At 65.6% G+C, this 19,721-nt stretch carries 17 protein-coding genes; 4 read left to right on the forward strand and 13 right to left on the reverse strand.

Features of this window, described 5'->3' with window-relative positions; genetic code table 11:
- Positions 1–12: 12 nt before the first annotated feature.
- Positions 13–1,320 carry an MFS transporter gene (locus VIF40_RS14480; RefSeq protein WP_331938267.1) on the forward strand — a complete coding sequence of 436 codons (1,308 nt, stop codon included), beginning with the start codon at positions 13–15 and terminating at the stop codon, positions 1,318–1,320.
- Positions 1,321–1,355: 35 nt separating this feature from the next.
- Here VIF40_RS14480 and VIF40_RS14485 read toward each other — a convergent pair whose 3' ends face one another.
- The 4 genes from VIF40_RS14485 to VIF40_RS14500 form a co-directional block, all read right to left on the reverse strand.
- On the reverse strand, positions 1,356–2,282 hold the full coding sequence (locus VIF40_RS14485) for a DUF6492 family protein (protein WP_331938216.1): 927 nt from the start codon (positions 2,280–2,282) through the stop codon (positions 1,356–1,358).
- A 93-nt stretch (positions 2,283–2,375) separates the two neighbouring features.
- Positions 2,376–3,650 carry an O-antigen ligase gene (locus VIF40_RS14490; RefSeq protein WP_331938217.1) on the reverse strand — a complete coding sequence of 425 codons (1,275 nt, stop codon included), beginning with the start codon at positions 3,648–3,650 and terminating at the stop codon, positions 2,376–2,378.
- Between the two features lie 11 nt (positions 3,651–3,661).
- Positions 3,662–4,657, reverse strand: a complete 996-nt coding sequence (locus VIF40_RS14495; RefSeq protein ID WP_331938218.1) for a glycosyltransferase family A protein — start codon at positions 4,655–4,657, stop codon at positions 3,662–3,664.
- Positions 4,658–4,670: 13 nt separating this feature from the next.
- Positions 4,671–6,455 carry an alpha/beta fold hydrolase gene (locus VIF40_RS14500; protein WP_331938219.1) on the reverse strand — a complete coding sequence of 595 codons (1,785 nt, stop codon included), beginning with the start codon at positions 6,453–6,455 and terminating at the stop codon, positions 4,671–4,673.
- 268 nt (positions 6,456–6,723) lie between these two features.
- Here VIF40_RS14500 and VIF40_RS14505 point away from each other — a divergent pair, with 268 nt between their 5' ends.
- Positions 6,724–8,169 carry a lipopolysaccharide biosynthesis protein gene (locus VIF40_RS14505; RefSeq protein WP_331938220.1) on the forward strand — a complete coding sequence of 482 codons (1,446 nt, stop codon included), beginning with the start codon at positions 6,724–6,726 and terminating at the stop codon, positions 8,167–8,169.
- 115 nt (positions 8,170–8,284) lie between these two features.
- Here the strand turns inward: VIF40_RS14505 and VIF40_RS14510 are convergent, their stop codons facing one another.
- Positions 8,285–10,471 (reverse strand): TonB-dependent receptor, encoded by a 2,187-nt coding sequence (locus VIF40_RS14510; RefSeq protein ID WP_331938221.1) that lies wholly within the window; start codon positions 10,469–10,471, stop codon positions 8,285–8,287.
- Between the two features lie 214 nt (positions 10,472–10,685).
- Between VIF40_RS14510 and ykgO the strand changes: the two genes are divergently transcribed.
- Entirely contained in the window at positions 10,686–10,811 is a 126-nt protein-coding gene (gene ykgO / locus VIF40_RS14515; RefSeq protein ID WP_331938222.1) for a type B 50S ribosomal protein L36, read from the forward strand.
- Positions 10,812–10,902: 91 nt separating this feature from the next.
- Here the strand turns inward: ykgO and VIF40_RS14520 are convergent, their stop codons facing one another.
- Positions 10,903–11,835, reverse strand: coding sequence for a histone deacetylase family protein (locus VIF40_RS14520; RefSeq protein ID WP_331938223.1), 933 nt, complete (start codon positions 11,833–11,835; stop codon positions 10,903–10,905).
- Between the two features lie 241 nt (positions 11,836–12,076).
- Here VIF40_RS14520 and VIF40_RS14525 point away from each other — a divergent pair, with 241 nt between their 5' ends.
- Positions 12,077–12,691 (forward strand): L,D-transpeptidase, encoded by a 615-nt coding sequence (locus VIF40_RS14525; RefSeq protein WP_331938224.1) that lies wholly within the window; start codon positions 12,077–12,079, stop codon positions 12,689–12,691.
- A 48-nt stretch (positions 12,692–12,739) separates the two neighbouring features.
- On the opposite strand, the gene ribB is transcribed toward VIF40_RS14525, so the two are convergent.
- The 7 genes from ribB to mmoX all read right to left on the reverse strand — a co-directional run bounded on the left by ribB (position 12,740) and on the right by mmoX (position 19,367).
- A complete protein-coding gene (ribB, locus tag VIF40_RS14530; protein ID WP_331938225.1) occupies positions 12,740–13,822 on the reverse strand; it encodes a 3,4-dihydroxy-2-butanone-4-phosphate synthase in 1,083 nt (360 codons plus the stop codon).
- 212 nt (positions 13,823–14,034) lie between these two features.
- Complete coding sequence (gene mmoC / locus VIF40_RS14535) at positions 14,035–15,066, reverse strand: aromatic/alkene monooxygenase hydroxylase FAD-binding subunit MmoC (RefSeq protein WP_331938226.1); 1,032 nt, start codon at positions 15,064–15,066, stop codon at positions 14,035–14,037.
- Positions 15,067–15,083: 17 nt separating this feature from the next.
- Entirely contained in the window at positions 15,084–15,419 is a 336-nt protein-coding gene (gene mmoD, locus VIF40_RS14540; protein WP_331938227.1) for a soluble methane monooxygenase-binding protein MmoD, read from the reverse strand.
- A 75-nt stretch (positions 15,420–15,494) separates the two neighbouring features.
- Positions 15,495–16,004, reverse strand: coding sequence for an aromatic/alkene monooxygenase hydroxylase subunit gamma (mmoZ, locus tag VIF40_RS14545; RefSeq protein ID WP_331938228.1), 510 nt, complete (start codon positions 16,002–16,004; stop codon positions 15,495–15,497).
- Positions 16,005–16,029: 25 nt separating this feature from the next.
- Positions 16,030–16,446 carry a methane monooxygenase regulator MmoB gene (gene mmoB, locus VIF40_RS14550; protein ID WP_331938229.1) on the reverse strand — a complete coding sequence of 139 codons (417 nt, stop codon included), beginning with the start codon at positions 16,444–16,446 and terminating at the stop codon, positions 16,030–16,032.
- Between the two features lie 13 nt (positions 16,447–16,459).
- Positions 16,460–17,647 carry an aromatic/alkene monooxygenase hydroxylase subunit beta gene (gene mmoY / locus VIF40_RS14555; protein WP_331938230.1) on the reverse strand — a complete coding sequence of 396 codons (1,188 nt, stop codon included), beginning with the start codon at positions 17,645–17,647 and terminating at the stop codon, positions 16,460–16,462.
- A 136-nt stretch (positions 17,648–17,783) separates the two neighbouring features.
- Complete coding sequence (gene mmoX, locus VIF40_RS14560) at positions 17,784–19,367, reverse strand: aromatic/alkene monooxygenase hydroxylase subunit alpha (protein WP_331938231.1); 1,584 nt, start codon at positions 19,365–19,367, stop codon at positions 17,784–17,786.
- Between the last annotated feature and the right edge of the window lie 354 nt (positions 19,368–19,721).

Consider the following 19,721-nt stretch of genomic DNA (forward strand, 5'->3'; position numbering starts at 1 on the left):
AGCGAAGGGCCGATCCGCGACGAGGACGAGAGCCTCGCCGAGGCCGCGCGCAGGCTGAAGGCGATCGTCGTCGGCTCGCTCGGCAATCTGGTCGAATGGTATGATTTCTACGTCTATTCGGCCTTCTCGCTCTATTTCGCCAATTCCTTCTTCCCCGGCGACGATCCGGTCGCGCAAATGCTGTCGAGCGCCGGCGTGTTCGCGCTCGGCTTCTTCATGCGGCCGATCGGCGGCGCTTTGTTCGGCGAGATCGGCGACCGTTTCGGGCGCCGGCGCGCGCTGACGCTCTCCGTGCTGCTGATGTGCGTCGGCTCGCTCATCGTCGCCGCCACGCCCGGCTATGCGACCATCGGGAAGGCGGCGCCGGCGCTGCTCCTCTTCGCACGGCTGTTGCAGGGCCTCAGCCTCGGCGGCGAATATGGCTCCTCGGCCACTTATCTCTGCGAGATGGCGGCCTCGCGCCGGCGCGGATTCTATTCCAGCTTTCAATATGTCACGCTCATCGGCGGCCAGCTGACGGCGCTGCTGGTGCTGCTCGTGCTGCAAAATCTCGTCTTCACGCCGGAGGAATTGCGCGCCTATGGCTGGCGCATTCCTTTCGCCATCGGCGCCGGGCTGGCGCTGTTCGCGCTGATCATGCGGCGCGATCTCGAGGAGACGCAGGCCTTTGCGGCCGAGGCTTCGAAGCGGCGGCGCAGCTCCTTGCGCGCGCTGCTATCCTATCCGCGCGAGGCGGCGACGGTCGTCGGTCTGACCATGGGCGGCACGCTCGCCTTCTATGTCTATACGACCTACATTCAGAAATTCCTGAAGCTCTCCGCCGGGCTCAGCGACGCGCAGACGACATGGATCAGCGCCGGCTCGCTCACTTTCGCGATGGCGTTGCAACCGGTCTATGGCGCGCTGTCGGATCGCATCGGCCGGCGTCCGCTGCTCATCGCCTTCGGCGTGCTCGGAACTCTGTTCACCGTTCCGCTGATGACGGCGATCCAGACCGCGCGCGATCCCTGGACCGCCTTCGCGCTGGTGCTGGCGGGCTGGCTCATCGTCGGCGCCTATACGTCGATCAATGCGCTGGTGAAGGCGGAGCTGTTTCCCGCTTCGGTGCGGGTGACGGGCGTCGCCGTGCCTTATGCGGTCGCCGTCTCGCTGTTCGGCGGCACGGCGGAATATGTCGCGCTGTGGTTCAAGCGCGAGGGGCATGAGAGCTGGTTCTATTATTATGTCAGCGCGGCGATCTTCTGCTCGCTCATCGTTTATGCGCTGATGCCGGAGACGCGCTCCGCCTCGCGCATAGACGCGGATGGAGAGCGAGCCTGAAGGCTCGCATCGCGCATCGCCCCGCCGGACGCCTATCAGGCGGCGGCGCCGTCGGCGAGGCGGGGCGCGAAGGGCGACGAGGCCGCGGGGGCGGCGAGGCCCGCCGCTTCGCGAATCGCTTGCACGGGCGTGTGTGAGAAGGATTCGACGCAGAGCGCGATCTTGGCGGTCGGGGCGCCGGCGAGCAGAGTGGCGAGGCCGGCGCGATCGAGCGGGGCCTCGTCCCAATAGGCGACGGCGAGGCTCTGCGGAACGACCTCATGCGCCGCCATATGGCGCGGCGAATGGCGCACGAATTGGCCGTAGAGCAGATATTCCGAGAAGGCGCGCGTGCGGCACAGCGCCAGGAACCAGTCGGTTCCGGTGGCGTCCTCGATCGCCCTGGCCATGGCGCGCACGGCGTCCTTGTCCCAGACGATGAGATTGCCGATGTAGTCGTTGGCCGGGAAAGTGCTGGGCGGCAGGCCCAGCAGGCGGTCGCCATTGGCGATCCATTTGGCGTGCAGCGGCGCATCGGCGGAGATCGCTCCGCGCGCGACATAGAGCGGCGAGCGCGCGCCGCCGGCATAGGCGCCGATGTCGAAGCGACGGATGATCACATTGTCGGAATCGACGATGCAGAAGCGTTGCTCCGGCAATTGCAGCACGGCGGCGATCTTCAGCATTTGCTGAATGTGCCAGCCATGCACCGGCCGTGAGCGGAACGACCACCAGACGCGCCGTCCATTGCGTTGCAGGAAAGGCGGGACCAGCCGCAGCCAGCGCGGCAGAAAGCGCGAGCAGGGCAGGATCACGCGGCGCGGGCCGGCGAATTGCGCGAACAGCTCCATATCGTCGTCATTGACGATGACATAGTGCCTCTCATGGCCCGAGAGGCGGCGATCGATGCTCTCGCAGAGCAGAGCGAAGCGCTCGCGGTCGGCGCGATGTGTGGGCGTGATGAGCGCGATCGGTCGTTCCATAGGCGTTCCCCGATGACGTTGGAGCTGGCCGCCGTCGTGCCAGAATAGGACAGGTTCCCGGTCTCTCGTTTCCTGTCGCAAGGCCGAGGCCGGTCAGCCGCGAATCTTGAATTCGGCGAGAAAGCGCATGCCGAAGAGGGCGAAGAGCAATCCGATCCAGCCCGGATGGGCGCGATCGAAGAAAAAGCTCTCGAGCGAGTTGAGATAGAGGCTGAACATCCAAATCTGTAGGAAAAGCAGCGACACCGCCGGCTCGTCGCCGCGCGCGCAGACGCGTCGCACATCGCGCGCCGGCTGCACGATCAGCGCCGCGAAGGTGACAGCCAGCCCCGGCAGGCCCATGGCCAGCACAGTGTCGAGATAGCCGTTATGCGCATGGGCGGCGTTGCCGGCCCAGATGGTCGTGTCCTCGCCGCCGAAGCGTAGCGCCGCCGTGTTCCAGAATGCGCCGAGGCCATGGCCGAAGATCGGCGTCTCGCCGGCCTTGGGAATGGCGAAGGTCCAAATATCGGTGCGGCCGGTGAAGGAGGCGTCGAGCGGCAGCGCCGAGGCGATGGCCCCGAGCTGCGGAAACAGGATCGAGCCTATGCCGAAAAAATTGAGCAGCACGAGCGGCGAGAAGACGATGATCGACCACAGCGCGACATTGCGGGTGCGCGCGGCGAGAAAGGAGAGGATGATCGTCGTGAGGCAAATGGCGGTCGAGCTCTTGCCGCCCGAGCAGAGCACGAAGAGCAGAGAGAGGACGAAGATCGTCCAGCCCTCGATCGTGCGGCCGGCGCGCAGCACGAAAATGCCGATGAAGGTCAGCATGGAGAAGACCGCGCTGGCGACATTCTTATGGCCGAACACGCCGCGCCAATCGCCGGCGAGCTGCGGCTCGCCGATGTCGGTCGCCTGATGGATCGTGTAATGCGGCAAGAAGATCAGGCCGAAATAGGAGAGGCCGACGATGACGAGCGCGACGATGCTCAACAGCCTGGCGAGATCGTCGCGGCCGCGCGGCAACAGGAAGAGCGACAGGCAGCAGGTCCCGACGCAGCCGAGCATCGCCACGCGCTTCAGCGAGTTGGAGATTTCCTGCGAGGTGACCAGCGTCACGCCGATCCAGGCGGCCAGCGCGATATTGGTGGGCGTCGCGAGCGCGGAGAGCGCCTGCCGGTCGGTGCGCCAGACATAGAAGAAGGACGCCGCAGCCATCAGGCCGAAGGCGGCGTAGACCTGAAAATCACGGCCCTCCGCGAGCTCCAGCGTCTCCGGCGAGGCGAGATCGGCGAAGGGCGAGAAGGTGATCCAGCCGACGAACAAGATGGCGCAGAACACGAGCCCGCGACCATCGAGCTCGTCCAGCCCGCCAGCGGACGACATTCTCGCATCGCTCATGAGGAATAGCGATAGGGCTGCGGCATCGCGCCCACCGAAGCGAGCAGACGGCCGATGGCTATGCCGATCGGATGCGTGGCGGCGAGCGGATGCTTGGACGCCCGCAGCATGCGCCATGCGCGATGCAGCGAGATCGGCCCCAGAGCGATATTCTTGGCGAAGAGCAGCAGGCGATCGCGCAGGCTGCGCGCGGCCAGGCGATCGATGCTGTAATTGATCGCGCCTGTGGCGAGGCTGCGGCGCAGCACCCAGCCGAGCGCCAGCCGGCCCGGCGTCACCTGCTCGTAGATCTGCGCTTCCTGGCGCCAGTAGAAGGTGAAGCCGGCGCGGCGGCAGCGCGTGAAGAATTCGGTGTCGCCGCCGCCGAGAAAATTGAAGCTCGGATCGAGCGAAGGCACGGCCAGCCCGTCGAACACCTCGCGCCTCAGCAGGCAATTGCCGGTGCCGTAGATGATCGGCACCGGGCCGGTCTCGCCGAAGGCGGGCCAGAACACCGGATGGTCGCGATAGGCGGCGCGCGCCTCCTCCGGGAAGATCGGCGTCACCGGGCCGCCGACGATATCCGCGCCCTGGCGCGCGCAGGCGACCATCTCGTCGAGCCATTGCGGCTCGGCGCGCTCGTCATCGTCGATCATCAGGAAATAATCGGCCGACGGATAGCTCTCTCGCGCCAGCCGAAAGGCCGCGTTGATCGCATGGACATTGCCCTGGCGCGTCTCCACCGTCGCCACGCCGGAAAGACGGCGCTCGCGGAAGAAGGATTGCGCCACCTCGAGGCCGACCGGCGCGGCGGCGTCATTGTCCACGACGACGACGGCGAAGGCGACTTTCGTCGCCTGCGCCTCGAGCGAGGCCAAGGTCGTCGCCAGCATGTCGGGACGACGGAAGGTCGGAATGCAGACGACCGCTTCGACGCGAGACGCGTCGATGCGAGAGGCGCTGGCGATGGGCGCCGCTGCGGGTTCGGGGAGACGTCGCGAAGCTTGGGTCATTCCATTTTCGTCGTCAGAGTGAGGGGGGGTAGAGCGTCGCCAGGGTCAGAGCGCCCGCCGTCGTTTTGCGATTGCCGCGGCCGGGGTCCGCAGAGCGGTCGGCCGCCAGGAGAAAAAAACTCATCTTCTCCAGCAGCGCCTCGCGTGAGAGCGCCGAGGAGAGCGCGTGATCGGCGCCGTCGACGACGTCGATCACGACATTGGGCAGGGTCCTCAGGAATCGCGCGTCGGGCCCGAAGCAGACGTCCATTTCCTCTCTGCCGACGTCATGATCGCCGTGCAGCATGAGGATGCGGACGCCGCGCGCCGACAGCTCGGCGAAATTGGCCCGCGCCTCGCGCGCCTTGCCATGGGTGACGCCGAGACGCTGCGCGAGAGCGCCGGCGAAAGCCGAGGCCTTGCGGCGGGCGAGCGACGAAGCGATGTCGACGAGCTTGCCGAGCGACACTTCGCCATTGACCACGCGCCCCCAGGCGCGGGCGCTCATCGCCTTGGCGACATAAGTGTGGGTCGCCGCAAAGCCCATTTCCAGCAGCTTGTCGCGGTCCTCGCCGTCGATGCGGCCGAAAACCTGGAGGTTGGCGAGCGCCAGAGCCTTCACGCGATCGTCGGCCAGGGCTGCGTAGAGCGCGAGCGCCGCGCCGCTGCACACGCCGTACAGCGTCACCTCCTCGAGGCCGCGCATCTCCAGGAAATCGAGCGCCGCCGAGACATCCGCGGCGCGCTCCATCTGGTAGAGCGCTGCGCGCGGTCCCTCCGCGAGCGCCGCGGAATCGCCTATGCCGAGCGTGTCCATGCGCAGCGAGGCGAAGCCGTGACGCGCCAGCGAGCGGGCGAAATAGACCGTGGAGCGGCCGCAGCCGATGTGGTGATTGGCGCCGGTGTCGAGCATCAGCACCGTCATCTTCGGCTTGCCGCGCGGCAGGCACAGCACGCCGGCGAGCTGTCGACGCTCGCCGAACAGAGCCGCGCGCTCGATGAAATGCTCGGTGGCGAGCGCGCCTTCCGGCGGCCGCGACGTCAGCGCGCGCCCCGCGCCCTCGCTGGCGAAGGCGACGATTGCGTCGAGATCGGCGAGCGGCGGCGGCGGCGGCACCGGCGCCGGCGTCAGCGCGCGATAATCGAGCAGCTCAAGCGTCTCGACGATCGCGCCGAGCGATTCGAGCCGCTGGAGGAATTCCGGCGCGGGCCGCGCGGCGGGATCGTGCAGCAGCAGCACGCGCTCGGCCGGCGCGGCCTCGAGGCGCGTCAGATCGATGCGCTTGATCGCCGCGGCCATGGATTGCGTGATCGCAAATCCTTCGAGATGAATATCGTCGCCGGAGGTCGCCGCGGCGATGCTCGCCTCCGGCGTCGCTCCGCTGGCCGCCAGCACGCGCGCCATCATCTTGAGCTCGCGCAAATAGCTCGAGCCCTTCACCACGGGCGCGATCTGGACGAGACGCTCGACGCCGCCGACCTCGGCCGCCAGCGCCGCGCCGAGACGCAGGCCGACGAGCGTCACCTCGCGCACGCCGATCGCCTCGCGCATCCAGCGCACGGCCATGTGAATCTGCTCGCGCCAGGAGTCGACGAGCGCCGGATCGGCGGGGTCGCCGAGCGAATCGCCCTCGCCCGGATAGTCGAAACGCAGCGTGGGCAGGCCGGCGGCGGCCAGACGATCGGCCAGCACGCGCCAGGACTGATGCGCGCAAAGTCCTTCATAGCCGATGGAGGCGCACATCACGACGCCACGGTCGCCGTCGGCATGATGCAGCCAGCCGAAGCTCTCGCCGATCGCGACCGGGGTGGAATTCATTTCGTCAACTCGCTCAGGCTCACGCATAATCACACCATGCTCGGTTTAAGGTTTTCTTCCGGGAGCTGCGATCTATTCCTCGGCTCAGGCTTTCCATTCGGTTCAAATCGGAGCAAAAAACGGCCTTCTGTCCAAACGAAGAAGAAACCGTGCCAGAGCGCGCCCTCGGACGGCTGGCACGATTCTTCGAGATTTTTCGGCGCCGGCCGCGCGTGCGTCCCCTATTGGCACAGCGGCTCTTCAGCTTTCGACAAGGACAGCAGCGCCCATGCTCGCCAGGCAGACCGTCGTCTATTTCGCGGCCAATGTGTTCTCCGCACTCTTCGGTCTCCTCAACACCATTGTGTTCACGCGCGTCTTCGCGGTCGCGGCCTATGGCGATTATCTGCTCGGCTTCGCTTTCGCCACGCTTCTCGCCACATTCCTCGCCAGCGCGTTGAAGCTCGCCATATTGCGCGAGCAGGCGAAGGGCGACGGCGCCGATATTCGCGGCGCGATCCTCGCCGCAATGGCGCTGCTCGCGCCGGCGGCGCCATTGTTCTTCGTGGTCGCGCGGCTGACCGGCCTCGCCGCGTCGGTTTCCGCGGCCGCCGTGCTGCTGGCCTTCGCCGTCACCCTCTATGAGACGAGCCAGGAATCGTTGCGCGCGGCGCAGAGACCTCACGATTATCTGCGCGGCACGGTCTATCGCGCGCTGCTGGTCTCGGCGCTGGGCGTCGCCGTCGCTCTCGCTTCGGCCAGCGGCGCGGCGCTGCTCGTCTCATCGTCGCTGGCGCTGGTCGCGGCGACGGCGCTGTTCTGGCGCGCCGCCTGGGGCGAGGCGCGGCCGCGGCTCGACCGCGCGCGCCTCCTCGACATCGCCAAGGCCGGGCTGCCCTTCACCTTCTCGATGTCGCTGATGGCGCTGGCGACGGTCGCCGATCGCTTTCTGCTCGCCGAGCTCGCGGGCGTCGCCGACGCCGGCCGCTATGGCGCGAGCCTCGATCTCGTGCGGCAGGCGCTCATCATTCCGGCGATCAGCGTCTCCACCGCCTTCGTGCCGATGGCGGTGCGGCTGCTCGCCGAGCGCGGCGAGGACGAGGCGCGACGGCATCTCGCGAAATCGATGGAGCTGCTGCTCGCCGTCGTGCTGCCGGCCTGCGTCGGCTTCGCGCTGGTCTCGCCGCAGATCGCCGATCTCGTGCTCGGCCCGGCGTTTCGCGAGACGGGGCGCTGGGCCATGCCCATTCTGGCGATGGCGGTGGTGTTCCAAATTCTGACCCAGCAATATCTGCACACGAGCTTTCTGCTGTCCAACCGCAATCGTTTCTATCTGGTGAACACGGGCTCGGTCCTCGTCTTCAATCTCGTCGTCTCGGCTCTGCTGATCTACCGCTTCGGCCTCGCCGGCGCGGTATGGGGGCGTCTGGCGGCGGAGGTCTTCGGCTGCGCCCAGGCCTATGCGCTGAGCCGCGTCGCTTTCGCCATGCCGCTGCCGGTCGGCCGGCTCGCGCTCGTCGGCGCGGCGACGGCGACGATGGCGGCCGCGGTCCATGCTCTGTCGGCGATGGTCGAGGCATTGCCGCCGGCGCTGGCGCTGGCGCTATTGGTCGGCGCCGGAGTCGCCGCCTATGCGCCCATCGCTCTGGCCTTCGATCTCGCCGAAGCGCGCGCGCTCATCGGCGGCCTGGCGCGGCGCCTCGGCGCGCGCGCTTGTCAGAGCCCCGTCGCCTGACGATTCCGGCGCCACTGTCTTCGGGCCGATCGCTTCGGCGCATTCTCCTTCTCCCCGACGAGAGGGGAGAAGGAAAGGCGGCGCTGGCCGTGCGAGGCGATCGACGGGAGACCGTTCAAAACACGAAATTGGCGAACAGCCGCACATTGGCGCCCGGCATCGGAACCTCGTCTTTCTTGTAGGAGACGCTGTTGCGGATGTCGGCGTTGAGCAGATTGTCGCCGACGATCCCGACGCTCACCTCGCGCGCCGGGAATTCGCCCTTGGGCAGCGTGATTCTGTAGCTGATCTCGGCTTTCAGCAGATTATAGCCCTTGGTCCGCGTTTCGGCGATCGAGGCGATATTGTTCTGCGGGAAGGCGTGCAGCAGATTGACGCGCGCCAGCCAATGGGCGTCGCGCCAGACGAGGCCGCCGCCGGCGCGCACCGGCGGAATGCGCGGCACATTGGTGCCATCCGCGAAAGTCGCGCGCACGACATCGACCTGATTCTCGACGCCGAGGAGTCCGCCGGCCAGCGGCGCGACGTCCCATTGGCTCTGGAACTCGCCGCCGCGGAAGGTGGCGTCGCGCTGCGAATAGAGCGCCTGATTGAGCGCGCCGCCGGCGCCGGCCGGCGAGCAGCTGTCGAAATCTTCGTCGCAGGTCTCGCCCGAGAGGCGGCGATAGATGAAGCCGTCGAAATGCGTGTAGAAAAACGTCGCCTCGAAGCGCAGCGGCCCTTTGGCGCGACGCAGACCGACCTCGACCGTATTCGCCGCCTCGATGCCGAGCAGCGGATTGCCGACGTCGAAGGTGCCGGTCGCGTCATGGACGCCATGGGAGAACAGCTCGGGGCCACGCGGCGCGCGCTCGACATGCTGCGCCGTCAGGCTCGCGACCGTGTCGAAGGGCGTGTCCTGCAACAGGCCGACGGCGATGCTCTTCGGCGTGAAATGGCGGTCGTATTTGAAGGAGACCGTCGGATCGAGGAAGAGATCGGGCGTCTGCCCCGTGGTTTCGACATTCTCTATGCGGCCGGCGAGTTGCAGGCGCAGCGAATCGGTGAGCTTGAATTCATTGAACAGATAGAAGGCGATCGCGCGCGATTCATTGGGATCGAACAGATTGCCGCCGGCGCCCGGCGCCGTGAGGCGCTGATGCGAGCCCTGCACGCCGAGCGCCGTGGTCAGCGAGGCGAAGCGCAGATCGAAAGGCGCGAGCTGGACCTCGAGCCGGCCCTCCTGCTCCTGATTGGTGAATGTCTGCTGTATGCCGTCGAAGCCGCCCTCGAAGCCGACCTCATGGTGCTTGTAATCGCTCGCGCCGGCCCAGACGCGAATCGCGTCGATGAAGGAGGCGGGCGGCCGATACTCGCCCTTGGCGGTCACTTTCGTCTGGCGCAGATCGATGCGCGTGCGGCTCTCCGTCGAATCCATGCCGGGGATGCGATAGGTGCTCTCGAATTGCGTGACCGAGGCGCCGAAGAAGCCGCGATCGAAGATGTAGGAGCCGCCGGCGGACCAGCCGCCGGACCGCATATAGGAATTGGGCTGGCGTCCGAAGACCAGCGGCGCCGGATCGGTCGGCGCGAGATAGGGGTAGGAGGGGATGGCGTAATCGCTCGTGCGGCGGCCATGCGCATCGGCGTGAAGCGCGAAATTGCCCTGGCCGACGTCGACCAGCGCGGCCTGCTCGAGCCCCGCGTTCACGGTGGAGACGGCGCTGCGCGTCTCCAGCCGCGTGCAGGGGCCGGGGAGCTGCTCGTCGCCGCGGCAGGGCAGCGCCTCGGGAATGCGATTATTGGTGGCGTTGACGACGCCGCCGATCGCCTGTGAGCCCCAGCGCAGCGTGGCCGGGCCGCGCACCACCTCGATGCGGCCGACGCCGAGAGGGTCCAGCGGAACGCCATGATCCTCGCCGAGCTCGGAGACGCCGCTGGAGCCGACGCCATTCTCCTGTATGCGCACGCGATGGGCGTCGAGGCCGCGCACGATCGGCCGGCTGGCGGCGCCGGGAACGAAGCTCGAGCCGGTGACGCCGGGCTTGGAGAAGAGGAGATCGCCGAGCGTCGCGCCGGCGGAACGGCGAATCTCATCGGAATCGACGACCGTCACAGTGGCGAATTGATCCGCGACGATAGGCAGGGCGCCGCGCGTCTCGGGCGTCGCTGTCTGCGCCGTCGCCGGCGCGCGCCGCTGGATCGGGCTCGGCGCCGCGATTTCGATGTCGGGCAGCGTTTCTTGCGCCAGCGCCGGGCCGGGGCCGAGCGCGGCAGAGAGGATTCCGCCCGAAAGCGCCAAGCGGAAAGAAGAGCTTTTCATGGATCTCGCCCCGAGAGCAGATGTTATAACATAACGCCGGTATGCGCCGGAGGCTTGGCCGCTGTCAATCTTCCGCGAGGCGGCGGCCGCCGCGCGGCGCGGGAGGAGCAGAGGCGGAGGGCTTGATCGCGGACGCGAAATCGGGCATAGGCTGCGGCCATGAGGCGCTGGGCGTTCACCCCGGCCGTTTGAGCTTTTGACCGGGGATCGACCGATGAAAGTCCGCAATTCGCTGAAGTCGCTGCGTTCGCGCCATCGCGACAACCAGATCGTGCGCCGCAAGGGCCGCGTCTACGTCATCAATAAAGTGCAGAAGCGCTTCAAAGCCCGCCAGGGCTGAGCCTTCGCCTCTCGTCATGATCGCGCGCCGCCTCGCAGCGGCGCGTTTTTGTTCGTGAGGGCGGCTCTGCGTCCGGGAAGCGCCGGGAGCGTCAGACGCCCATCAGCGCCAGCACATGCGCCGCCGCCGAACGGCCGAGCGCCGTGAGATCATAGCCGCCCTCGAGCAGCGAGACGACGCGCCCGTCGGCGCTGCGCAGCGAGGCGTCGATGATGCGCTTCGTCGCCTCGCTATAATCGTGCTCGGTGAAGCGCAGCCCGCCCAGCGGATCGTCGCGATGGCCGTCGAAGCCGGCCGAGATCAGCACGAGGTCCGGGGCGAAATCCTTTAGCCGCGGCAGGATGCGGCTGGCCAGCGCCTCGAGGAAATCGTCGCCCGTCGCGCCCGCGAAGAGCGGGGCGTTGACGATCTGGTCGAATTCGCCGCTCTCGCCGCTCGCCCCCGTGCCCGGATAATAGGGCGCCTGATGGGTGGAGCAGAACAGCACCCGCCGATCCGCCCAGAAGACCTCCTGCGTCCCATTGCCGTGATGCACGTCGAAATCGACGATGGCGACCCGCTCGGCGCTGTGGACGGCGATCGCGTGGCGCGCGGCGATGGCGACATTGTTGAAGATGCAGAAGCCCATGGGCGTCGTCGGCCCGGCGTGATGGCCGGGCGGGCGCACGCAGACGAAGGCCGTGCTCGCCGCCCGCGTCATCACCTCTTCCACCGCCGCGGTCGCGCCGCCGGCGGCATGAAGCGCCGCCACCAGCGAATCGGGGCACATCAGCGTGTCGGGGTCGAGCGCGACGAGGCCCTCGCGCGGCGCGACGGCTTCTATCGCGCGCAAATGAGTCTCCGGATGGACGCGCAGCAGCGCCTCGCGGGAAACCGAAGGGGCGGCGAGGCGGATGAGATGCTGGAATTGCTCGGCCTCGAGCGCGCGCTCGATCGCGCGCAGCCGATCGGGCTGCTCGGGATGGCCTGCGCCCATATTATGGGCGAGGCCGCTCTCATGGGTGATGAACAGGGTCCTCGTCATGGCCAGACGCTCACAACCCTTGCTGAAGACGTTGCCCTGACAAAGACATTGGGGCCCTTGTAGCACGGCGCGGCGCCGGGAGGGCGCCGGAAAAATTCTCAAAACGCCCCTTACGTCCTCCGCCGCCGTTGCGTCGCGGACACAGCTCGGGAATTATTCTGGAAGCGATGTTTCCGTTCAGTAAGATTATGGTAAGCAAATTCCTAAATAGCTGCTTCGGACGACGAGAAAGGGCGCGTTCATGGATTCGAGGCTTGGTATCGTCGCGGTCGTTCTCGCTGTGTCACTCGCCGGCTGCAACGCCGCCGGCGGCCCCCGCTTGGCCGATCCGCTCCTCAGCGGACGCGATGCGCAATTCATGGCCCTGGTGCCGACGGCGGATGTCGGGGCGGCCTATGAGCGCTATCTCGTCGACTTCAAGACGAGCGAGCCGCCGGGCACCGTCATCGTCGATACGAAGAACAAATTCCTCTATTTCGTGGAGCCGGGCGGCAAGGCGATCCGCTATGGCGTGGCCACAGGCCAGGAGGCCTATGGCTGGACCGGGCGCGCCGTCATCGGCGGCATGCAGGAATGGCCGCGCTGGATTCCGCCCAAGGATATGCTGGAGCGCTGGCCGCATCTGCAGCCGACCGCCGACGCCGGCGGCCTGCCCGGCGGCCCGGACAATCCGCTCGGCGCCCGCGCTCTCTATCTCTTCGAGAATGGCAAGGACACGCTGTATCGCATTCACGGCACCAATGAGCCGGAGAAGATCGGCCAGAGCGTCTCCTCCGGCTGCATCCGCATGCGCGATATAGACGCGATCGACCTCTATACCCGCGTCAAGGTCGGCGCGAATGTCGTGGTGATCTGAGGGGGCGCTCTCCCTCTCCCCGCGAGCGGGGAGAGGGCGTTCGGCTCGCTAATCCAGCGGCTCCACCGCGATTATCTCGATGCCGAAGCCCGAGAGCCCGACATAGGTGCGCGGCTTGGGCTTGGAGGTGCGCAGGCGGATCGAGCTCACGCCGAGATCTTTCAAAATCTGCGCTCCGAGGCCGACGTCCAGCCATTGCGCCGTGCGCGCCTCCTCCGAATTGCGGCTGTCCGAGACGATCGGATTGACCGGGACGCCCGCCGCGCCATCGCGCAGATAGACCAGCACCCCGCGTCCCTCCGCCGCGAAACGATCCAGCGTGCGCCGGATCGCGTCCGCGCCGCCGAACACATCGGCGATGATATCGGCGCGGTGGAGGCGCGCCGGCACGCCCTTGCCGTCGCCGATCTGGCCGACGACAAAGGCGAAATGCTGCACCGGATCGAAGGCGCTGACATAGGCGTAGCAGGTCGCCTCGCCGGCGAAGGTCTTCACCGGAAAGCTGGCGACGCGCTCCACCAGCTTCTCGCGCGCCTGCCGATAGGCGATGAGATCGGCGGTGGAGACCAGCTTCAGCCCATGCGTGGCGGCGAAATCGACGATCTGCTGGCCGGCCATCACCGTGCCGTCGTCATTGGCCAGCTCGCAGATGACGCCGACCGGCGGCAGGCCGGCGAGGCGGCAGAGATCGACGGCGGCCTCCGTATGGCCGGAGCGCATCAGCACCCCGCCGTCCTTGGCGATGAGCGGGAAGACATGGCCCGGCCGCACGAAATCATGCGGGCCGCGGTTGCCATTGGCGAGCGCGCGCACCGTATTGCAGCGCTGCTCGGCGGAAATGCCGGTGGTGAGCCCCTCGCGCGCATCCACCGTGACGGTGAAGGCGGTGCCGAGCGGCGCGTCATTGGCGGCGACCATGGGCGCGAGATGCAGGCGCCGCGCCTCCTCGAGCGTCAGCGGCGCGCAGACGATGCCGCAGCAATGGCGGATGATGAAGGCCATTTTTTCGGGCGTGCAGAGCGAGGCGGCGATGATGAGGTCGCCCTCGTTCTCGCGGTCGTCGTCATCGGTGACGACGATGATCTCGCCGCGTCCGATCGCCTCGATGGCCTCGGTGACGGAATGGGACAAGAGGGGCTCCGCTGTTCCCGGCGGATCGGCCGGCGCGGCTGTTCTACTCCCGCGCCCGAGCGGATTCAAACTTTAGCGGCGGCTCGCGGCTGACGGCGCGCGTTTCCGCCAGGCGACGCGCAAAAAAAAACTGCCCGAGTCGCCTCGGGCAGGGAAGTCGGGAGCCCCGCCCGGCGAGCGCTGCCGAGCGAAGACGGGGACGACGCGCGGGCTCAGCCGCTCGCCAGAAATTTCTCGAGATAGACCTGCTCTTTGGGAACCCCCGCCGTCGCCGCGGCGTCGAAGGCCGCGTCGATCATGCCGGGCGGCCCGCAGAGATAGATGTCCGGCTTGCCGCGCAGCTTCTCGAGCTCGGCGCGCATGAGATCGATCACCGTTCCCTTGGCGACGCCATTCGCCTCGGTCGCATTGACGACGGCGACTTGCACATCGAGGCTCGGCATCGCGGTCTGCAGCGATTTCAGCTCCTCGAAATAGAACAGCTCCTCATAATTGGTGACGCCGAAGAACAAGGTCGCCGGTTGCGGATCGCTCTCCTTCTTCAATTGCCGGATCATCGACAGAACGGGCGACAGGCCCGTGCCGCCGGCGACGAAGAAGCGCGGCCGCTCGCTCTTGTGCAGCATGAAGGAGCCAGCAGGTCCGCGCAGCGCGACGCGCAGGCCGACCTTCGCCTGCGTCTGCAGGAATTTCGAGAAGGCGCCGTCCGGAAGCAGGCGAATGAAGAATTCGAGCCGCCCATCCTCCGCGACCGAGGCCATGGAATAGGAGCGGCGCGTATGCGTGCCCGGAATCTCGATGTCGACGAATTGACCGGGGGCGAAGTTCAGCGCGATGGGCGCCGCGCCGTCGGCGGTCAGCGGCTGCAGAACGAGCCGCACGACATTCGACGACACGCGATCGCATTCGACGATCTCGGCGAGCCAATTGGTCTGGATCGCCTCGAAGGAAATGCGATCATAGGTGTAGGGCACGAGAATGTGCAGATCGCTGCGCGGAAAGGTGCGGCACAGCAGAACCTTGCCGTCCTCCTCCTCGTCCGGCGGCAGCGCCTGGACCTTGACGTCGATGAGCTCGTAGTCGCCATCCGTGCAATCGCCCTTGCAGGTTGCGCAACCGCCGGCTCGGCAGGAGGCGAGAAGAATCACGCTCTGACGAAGCCCTGCAGAAATCACGTCCTCGCTCGGCCCGCATTCGAATGAACAGGTTTCGCCGTCCTCTGTCTCGATGACGATCTGGTACATACGTCTTCCGCCCTATGCTACTCTGGCTGCGCCAGTTCGTTTTTCGTCGTGTCGTTCTTGTCGGCGATCGGCTCCGGCGTGCCGAGCGCGCGCAGGAGCCGCTTGATCTCTTCGCTATTGTCGCCCGGCGTTCCGGCGGATTCGTCCTGACGCCTGAAGAAGTTCAGCACGTGAGCGACCGCCTCGCGCGCCGAATTCTGCGACAGCGAGCATCCTTCCTGGACGAATTCGCCGTCACGCAGAATTTCCCAGCGCCACATGTAATCGAGGTCTATCGTATAGGCGGCGTAGCGAGAATCCGTGTGGATCAGAATCCGCTGCTCCTCCGCCGCTTGCTCCGCGGAATGCGCCATGGCCTTCCCTCCATTGAAGAGACGACGTTCGGGCGGCGAGCCGCCCGAACGCTGGATATTCATGCTCGAGCGCGATCAGGCCTGCAGATGCAGAACCTTGACGCCGCGCTCCTTGCGCAATCCCTCGAGAGGCGTGGCGTAATAATCGGTGTTGCGCAGCTCCATCAGAACGGTGCCGAGCGCCGCATCGGCGCGCAGGAACACGTTCACCGGCAGCACCGGCGGCTTGTAGAGCTGACGGAACTCGATGTGGATGCGCTCCGCCTCATATTTGGTCTTGGCGGCTTTGATCTTGGCGACCCAGGCTGCCTCGACGGCGGCGGCGTCCTCGCCGGTCGTCGCCTTGGTGATGAGCTCCGCGACGGGGAGCTTCTCGGTCTTGATGACCGACAGCCGCTCCTCGATCTTGCGTTCGATATATTGATAATCGACGTCGAGATCGTAGTTCTTGCGGAACGGCGAGGAATTGGCGAGGCGGAAGTCCTGAATGAACTTCGTCGCCTGCTCCACGCTGTTCAGCTTCGCGATCTTTCCTTCCCACTCGGTGCGAGTGGAATTGTCGTGGATCGGTTCTCTCTTGGCCATTGTGGCATTCCTTGTCGTCGACCGATCAAATGTCGGTCAGGGCGCGATCGAGGCCCATGAGCTCCGAGGTGATGGTGAAGGTCGAGCCGAGCGTGTAGGCGCGGCCGACGGTCGACGACACATTGATGAGAAGGTCGTAGACCGAGAACGGCTTGCCGAGCAGCTCGCCGGCTTCCGCCGCGTCGATCTCGATCGCGCCGTCGGCCTTGATCCACCAGAAGCCCGCCTTGTCCTCGACGACGATCGACGGATTCTTCGCCTTGCCGCCCTTGAGCACCATGTCCTCGACGATGGCGTCGATCTCGTCGCTCTTCATCAGGACCAGAACCACGGCGTTGGACTCGTGGCAGACCTGATTCTCCTCGGCGAAGAACTCGTCGGCGAAGGCCTTGCCGGTCTTCTGCATGATACCGGCGTTGTAAGCGTTATGCGCGCTGGACATTTGAGCGTTTCCTTTAGTTCTTGAAGCCGGCGAGAACGGCGTCGACCTTCTGGTCCACGTCGATCTTGTATCCGATCTTATCGGCGTAATCGTCCTTCCAGTCGCCGAACACGCGCTGCAGCGCCTCGGAGACGCCGGCGCGATCGGTCGCGCCCGCGACCTTCTCGACCTTGGCGTAGATGCCGACGAAGTCCTTCAGCGCCGTGACCGATTTGGCGAGATAATGATCGGTCCAGGCATTGAGGAAGGTGCGATTATGCGCGCCGAATTCCGGATCATTGGCGAGGCAGTAGACGAAGAGATCTTCGATCGCGCCGCGCGTGGTCTGGAAATAGGTCTGCGATTGCGCCGTGAAGAAGGGCGTCAGCGTGTCGCCATAGACGGTCGCCAGACGCTGGAAGAACTCGCGACGGGCGAACTGACCGAAGGTCGCATCATAGACGGCGTGACCCGCCCAGAGGATCTCGTTCCAATCCTGAATGCCCTGCCAGATCTCCTCGATGGCGACGCGCGCGCCGGCGTAGACCGGATCGGTCGTCCAGATCTTCTTCGGCACGTCGGTCGAGGCGTCGAAGCCGGGAACCAGCTTGGCGATGAACAGACGCTCCATCTGGATCATCTGCGCATTGTCGACCTTGTCGAGGCTGGCGAAGATCGCCGACTGACGGATGGTGTCCGACAGGCAGTCGCGGCCGACCGACGAATGCGCGTTGAACATGCCGTACTCGCTATAGAGCAGGGCGCCGAAGTATTTGTTGAGGATCTCGTCGCGCCAATAGGGATCGACGGTGCGGATCGAGCCTTCGGACGCATAGGCGGCGAGGAAGCGCTGCGTGTAGCGCGCCTCTTCCGACTTGTCCTTCACATAAGGAGCGTGCCAGCGACGGGCCGGATCGCGATGGCGATACCAGTCGGTCGTGCGCAGCTCCGTGCTCTCATTGCCCCAGGACGGACGGCCGCCATGGAACTTCTGCGTCCAGTCGCCCCAATCGAGGCCGCCGGCGATCCAATCGGGATTGGGCTGCGCATAGCAGGACAGCTGCTCATATTCCGACAGGCGCTTCCAGCGGGGCTGGATGAAATAATGATACTTGCGCTGCGTGTCGAGCGCGTGATCCGGAATCGCGGCGGCGATGATCGCTGCGCGTTCCGGATCGGTGAGACCTCGCTTCGTAACCTGAGAGCTCTGAGGCTGTGACATTTCAGACGTCCTCCACTAAGGGATTTTTTCGTGCTTCGTGCTTGTCGACGGACGCAACTCGCCCGTCGAGAACCCGGCGCGCTTGCGACGCGCCGGGAACCCGTTCACTTCGACAGCTTGCGCCGTCGACGAGAGATCAGTTGAATTTCGCGAGCGGATCGGGGAACACGCAGCCCGCGCGCTTGATGTCCTCGAGCGTCCACAGATTGTCGCCACGCACATGCGGCTGGGCGATCAGCGTCTTGCCGTCGGAGCGAACGCCATGGCCCTCGGCGATCACCTCGGACAATTCGCGTCCTTCGTACTGCTCGAAGAGATTGTGGCACTCGTAGCGCTCCGGCTCCGACAGCCACATACGCTCGCCCCAATCATCCGTGAGCGAATGCTTCTTGCCGTTGAACTCGTGCACGCGCAGCGAGCCGGAGCCCTTGGCGAGCGACGGGATGAACGGAACCTGCGAGACACGATCGATATAGACGTCGTGACCATTGGCGAGCAGCCATTGGTAGGGAATGAACCCGCTCTTGGGATCCTCGTAGCCGAGCTTCTTCCACTCATTGTAGATTTTGCCGTAGTGGTCGGCCCAGCCAGGATAGTTCGCCTCGAACCAGGCCTGATCCTCTTCGTCCGGCAGCGCGAGACGCGCGAAGCCGAGCGGCCACATCGCATAGGCGGCGAGCGCCAGATCGTGATGGGCCCAATAGGCGTCGACCTTGGCGTCGCGCAGCGAGCGGGGGCTCTCCACGCCATACTTGCCGAGACGGCCGATCCAGATTCCACCCCAATCCTCGTAGACCCAACGGTTCCAGGTCTTGACCCAGGGCTCGACCTTGAACTTGGAGCCATACTCGAACAGATAGCCGAGCGCAGGCGTGAAATATTTCTGCTGCGTCCAGAAGGCGTTGTTCAGATCGGTGTTGAGGAACTTCGCCGCCGCCGGATCATTGGCGATCGACACCACCGTCTGATAGCCGTTGGCCATATGGCGCAGCTCGTCGGTCTCCACCGACAGGAACACCGTCGGCGTGATCTCGTCGCCATTGGCCGAAGCCCATTCGGTGACGGCGACGATCAGCGGGTTGGTGAAGCAGGCTTCGCCCACCAGCTGCAGATTGACCGAGCACTCCACGGCGTCGCCGGAGATGAAGCCATCGGCGAAGACGCGCTTCATGCCCTTCCACAGCGGGCCGATCGCGCGGGTGCGACGGGCGTCATTGTGGCCGGCCGGGTCGTGATAATGCTTGGAGAAATAATGATTGATGAAGGCGCACTGATGCGTGTGACGAATTTCGTCGAGCACCTGAGCGAGATAGCCGTTCTTCTGCTCGGCGGCGGTGGCGCTATCCCACAGCATGGCCGAAGCGGCGATGGCGTTATACTCGCCGACCTCGAGGAAGTTCGAGATCACCTTCATGGTCTCGCCCCAGCGGGGATGGACCTTGTTGCCGGCGCCGAGACGGGTCAGGCCATCGAGCAGAGTGCCGAACTGGCGCTCGTCCTTGGCGGCCTCCATGCGGGCGTATTCCTTGGCGATGACCTTGAATTGCTCCTTGGTCTGGTTCGCCATGTGGTATTTGGTGGCGTATTTCGTGCGGTTTTCGTTGAAGTCCCAGTTGAAGCTTTGCAGCCACTTGTGGACCTCCTGCGGCTCCACGCCGACCGGAGCGCGGTTGACCTTCAGAGCATCGGTCGCCGCTTTTGTCGCGAGACTGATCGCCATGCTTGTTCCTCCTCACAGGCTTTTTGTTTTTCGGATTCGCGACCGTGTTCGTGGCCGCATGATCCGAATGTTGGCGCCGCTTTCCAAACTTTCGAAATTTAAACTTTCGAGGTCGTCTGCAATTGATCGATTGCGGAAGCGACGACACTTATTCTTATGGCAAGCTCTGTGCCACTGATCGTGGTTTCGCTGAAACGTAGAGTTTGCAAGGGATTCGCAAGGATCGAGACTGTCTTGCGACGTGAGCGCGGCGATATTCACGGATAGCGCTCGATACAGCTGTCAAATAAGCATACGCACGATATTCATCGCTTGCTTCGATCGCCGCGGTCACGGCCGCGGCGATCGATCTCA

Origin of the sequence: Methylosinus sp., from assembly GCF_036560965.1 — a bacterium.
GTDB lineage: Bacteria > Pseudomonadota > Alphaproteobacteria > Rhizobiales > Beijerinckiaceae > Methylosinus.

What these genes read in the sequence shown, in the direction of transcription:
- VIF40_RS14490 (WP_331938217.1), bottom strand. Translation starts at nt 3,650, where the DNA reads ATGTCGTCCGCTGGCGGGCTGGACGAGCTCGATGGTCGCGGGCTCGTG.
- mmoD (WP_331938227.1), bottom strand. Translation starts at nt 15,419, where the DNA reads ATGGCGCATTCCGCGGAGCAAGCGGCGGAGGAGCAGCGGATTCTGATC.
- mmoZ (WP_331938228.1), bottom strand. Translation starts at nt 16,004, where the DNA reads ATGGCCAAGAGAGAACCGATCCACGACAATTCCACTCGCACCGAGTGG.
- VIF40_RS14485 (WP_331938216.1), bottom strand. Translation starts at nt 2,282, where the DNA reads ATGGAACGACCGATCGCGCTCATCACGCCCACACATCGCGCCGACCGC.
- VIF40_RS14495 (WP_331938218.1), bottom strand. Translation starts at nt 4,657, where the DNA reads ATGACCCAAGCTTCGCGACGTCTCCCCGAACCCGCAGCGGCGCCCATC.
- VIF40_RS14500 (WP_331938219.1), bottom strand. Translation starts at nt 6,455, where the DNA reads ATGAATTCCACCCCGGTCGCGATCGGCGAGAGCTTCGGCTGGCTGCAT.
- VIF40_RS14505 (WP_331938220.1), top strand. Translation starts at nt 6,724, where the DNA reads ATGCTCGCCAGGCAGACCGTCGTCTATTTCGCGGCCAATGTGTTCTCC.
- ykgO (WP_331938222.1), top strand. Translation starts at nt 10,686, where the DNA reads ATGAAAGTCCGCAATTCGCTGAAGTCGCTGCGTTCGCGCCATCGCGAC.
- VIF40_RS14520 (WP_331938223.1), bottom strand. Translation starts at nt 11,835, where the DNA reads ATGACGAGGACCCTGTTCATCACCCATGAGAGCGGCCTCGCCCATAAT.
- mmoY (WP_331938230.1), bottom strand. Translation starts at nt 17,647, where the DNA reads ATGTCACAGCCTCAGAGCTCTCAGGTTACGAAGCGAGGTCTCACCGAT.
- VIF40_RS14510 (WP_331938221.1), bottom strand. Translation starts at nt 10,471, where the DNA reads ATGAAAAGCTCTTCTTTCCGCTTGGCGCTTTCGGGCGGAATCCTCTCT.
- mmoB (WP_331938229.1), bottom strand. Translation starts at nt 16,446, where the DNA reads ATGTCCAGCGCGCATAACGCTTACAACGCCGGTATCATGCAGAAGACC.
- mmoC (WP_331938226.1), bottom strand. Translation starts at nt 15,066, where the DNA reads ATGTACCAGATCGTCATCGAGACAGAGGACGGCGAAACCTGTTCATTC.
- mmoX (WP_331938231.1), bottom strand. Translation starts at nt 19,367, where the DNA reads ATGGCGATCAGTCTCGCGACAAAAGCGGCGACCGATGCTCTGAAGGTC.
- VIF40_RS14525 (WP_331938224.1), top strand. Translation starts at nt 12,077, where the DNA reads ATGGATTCGAGGCTTGGTATCGTCGCGGTCGTTCTCGCTGTGTCACTC.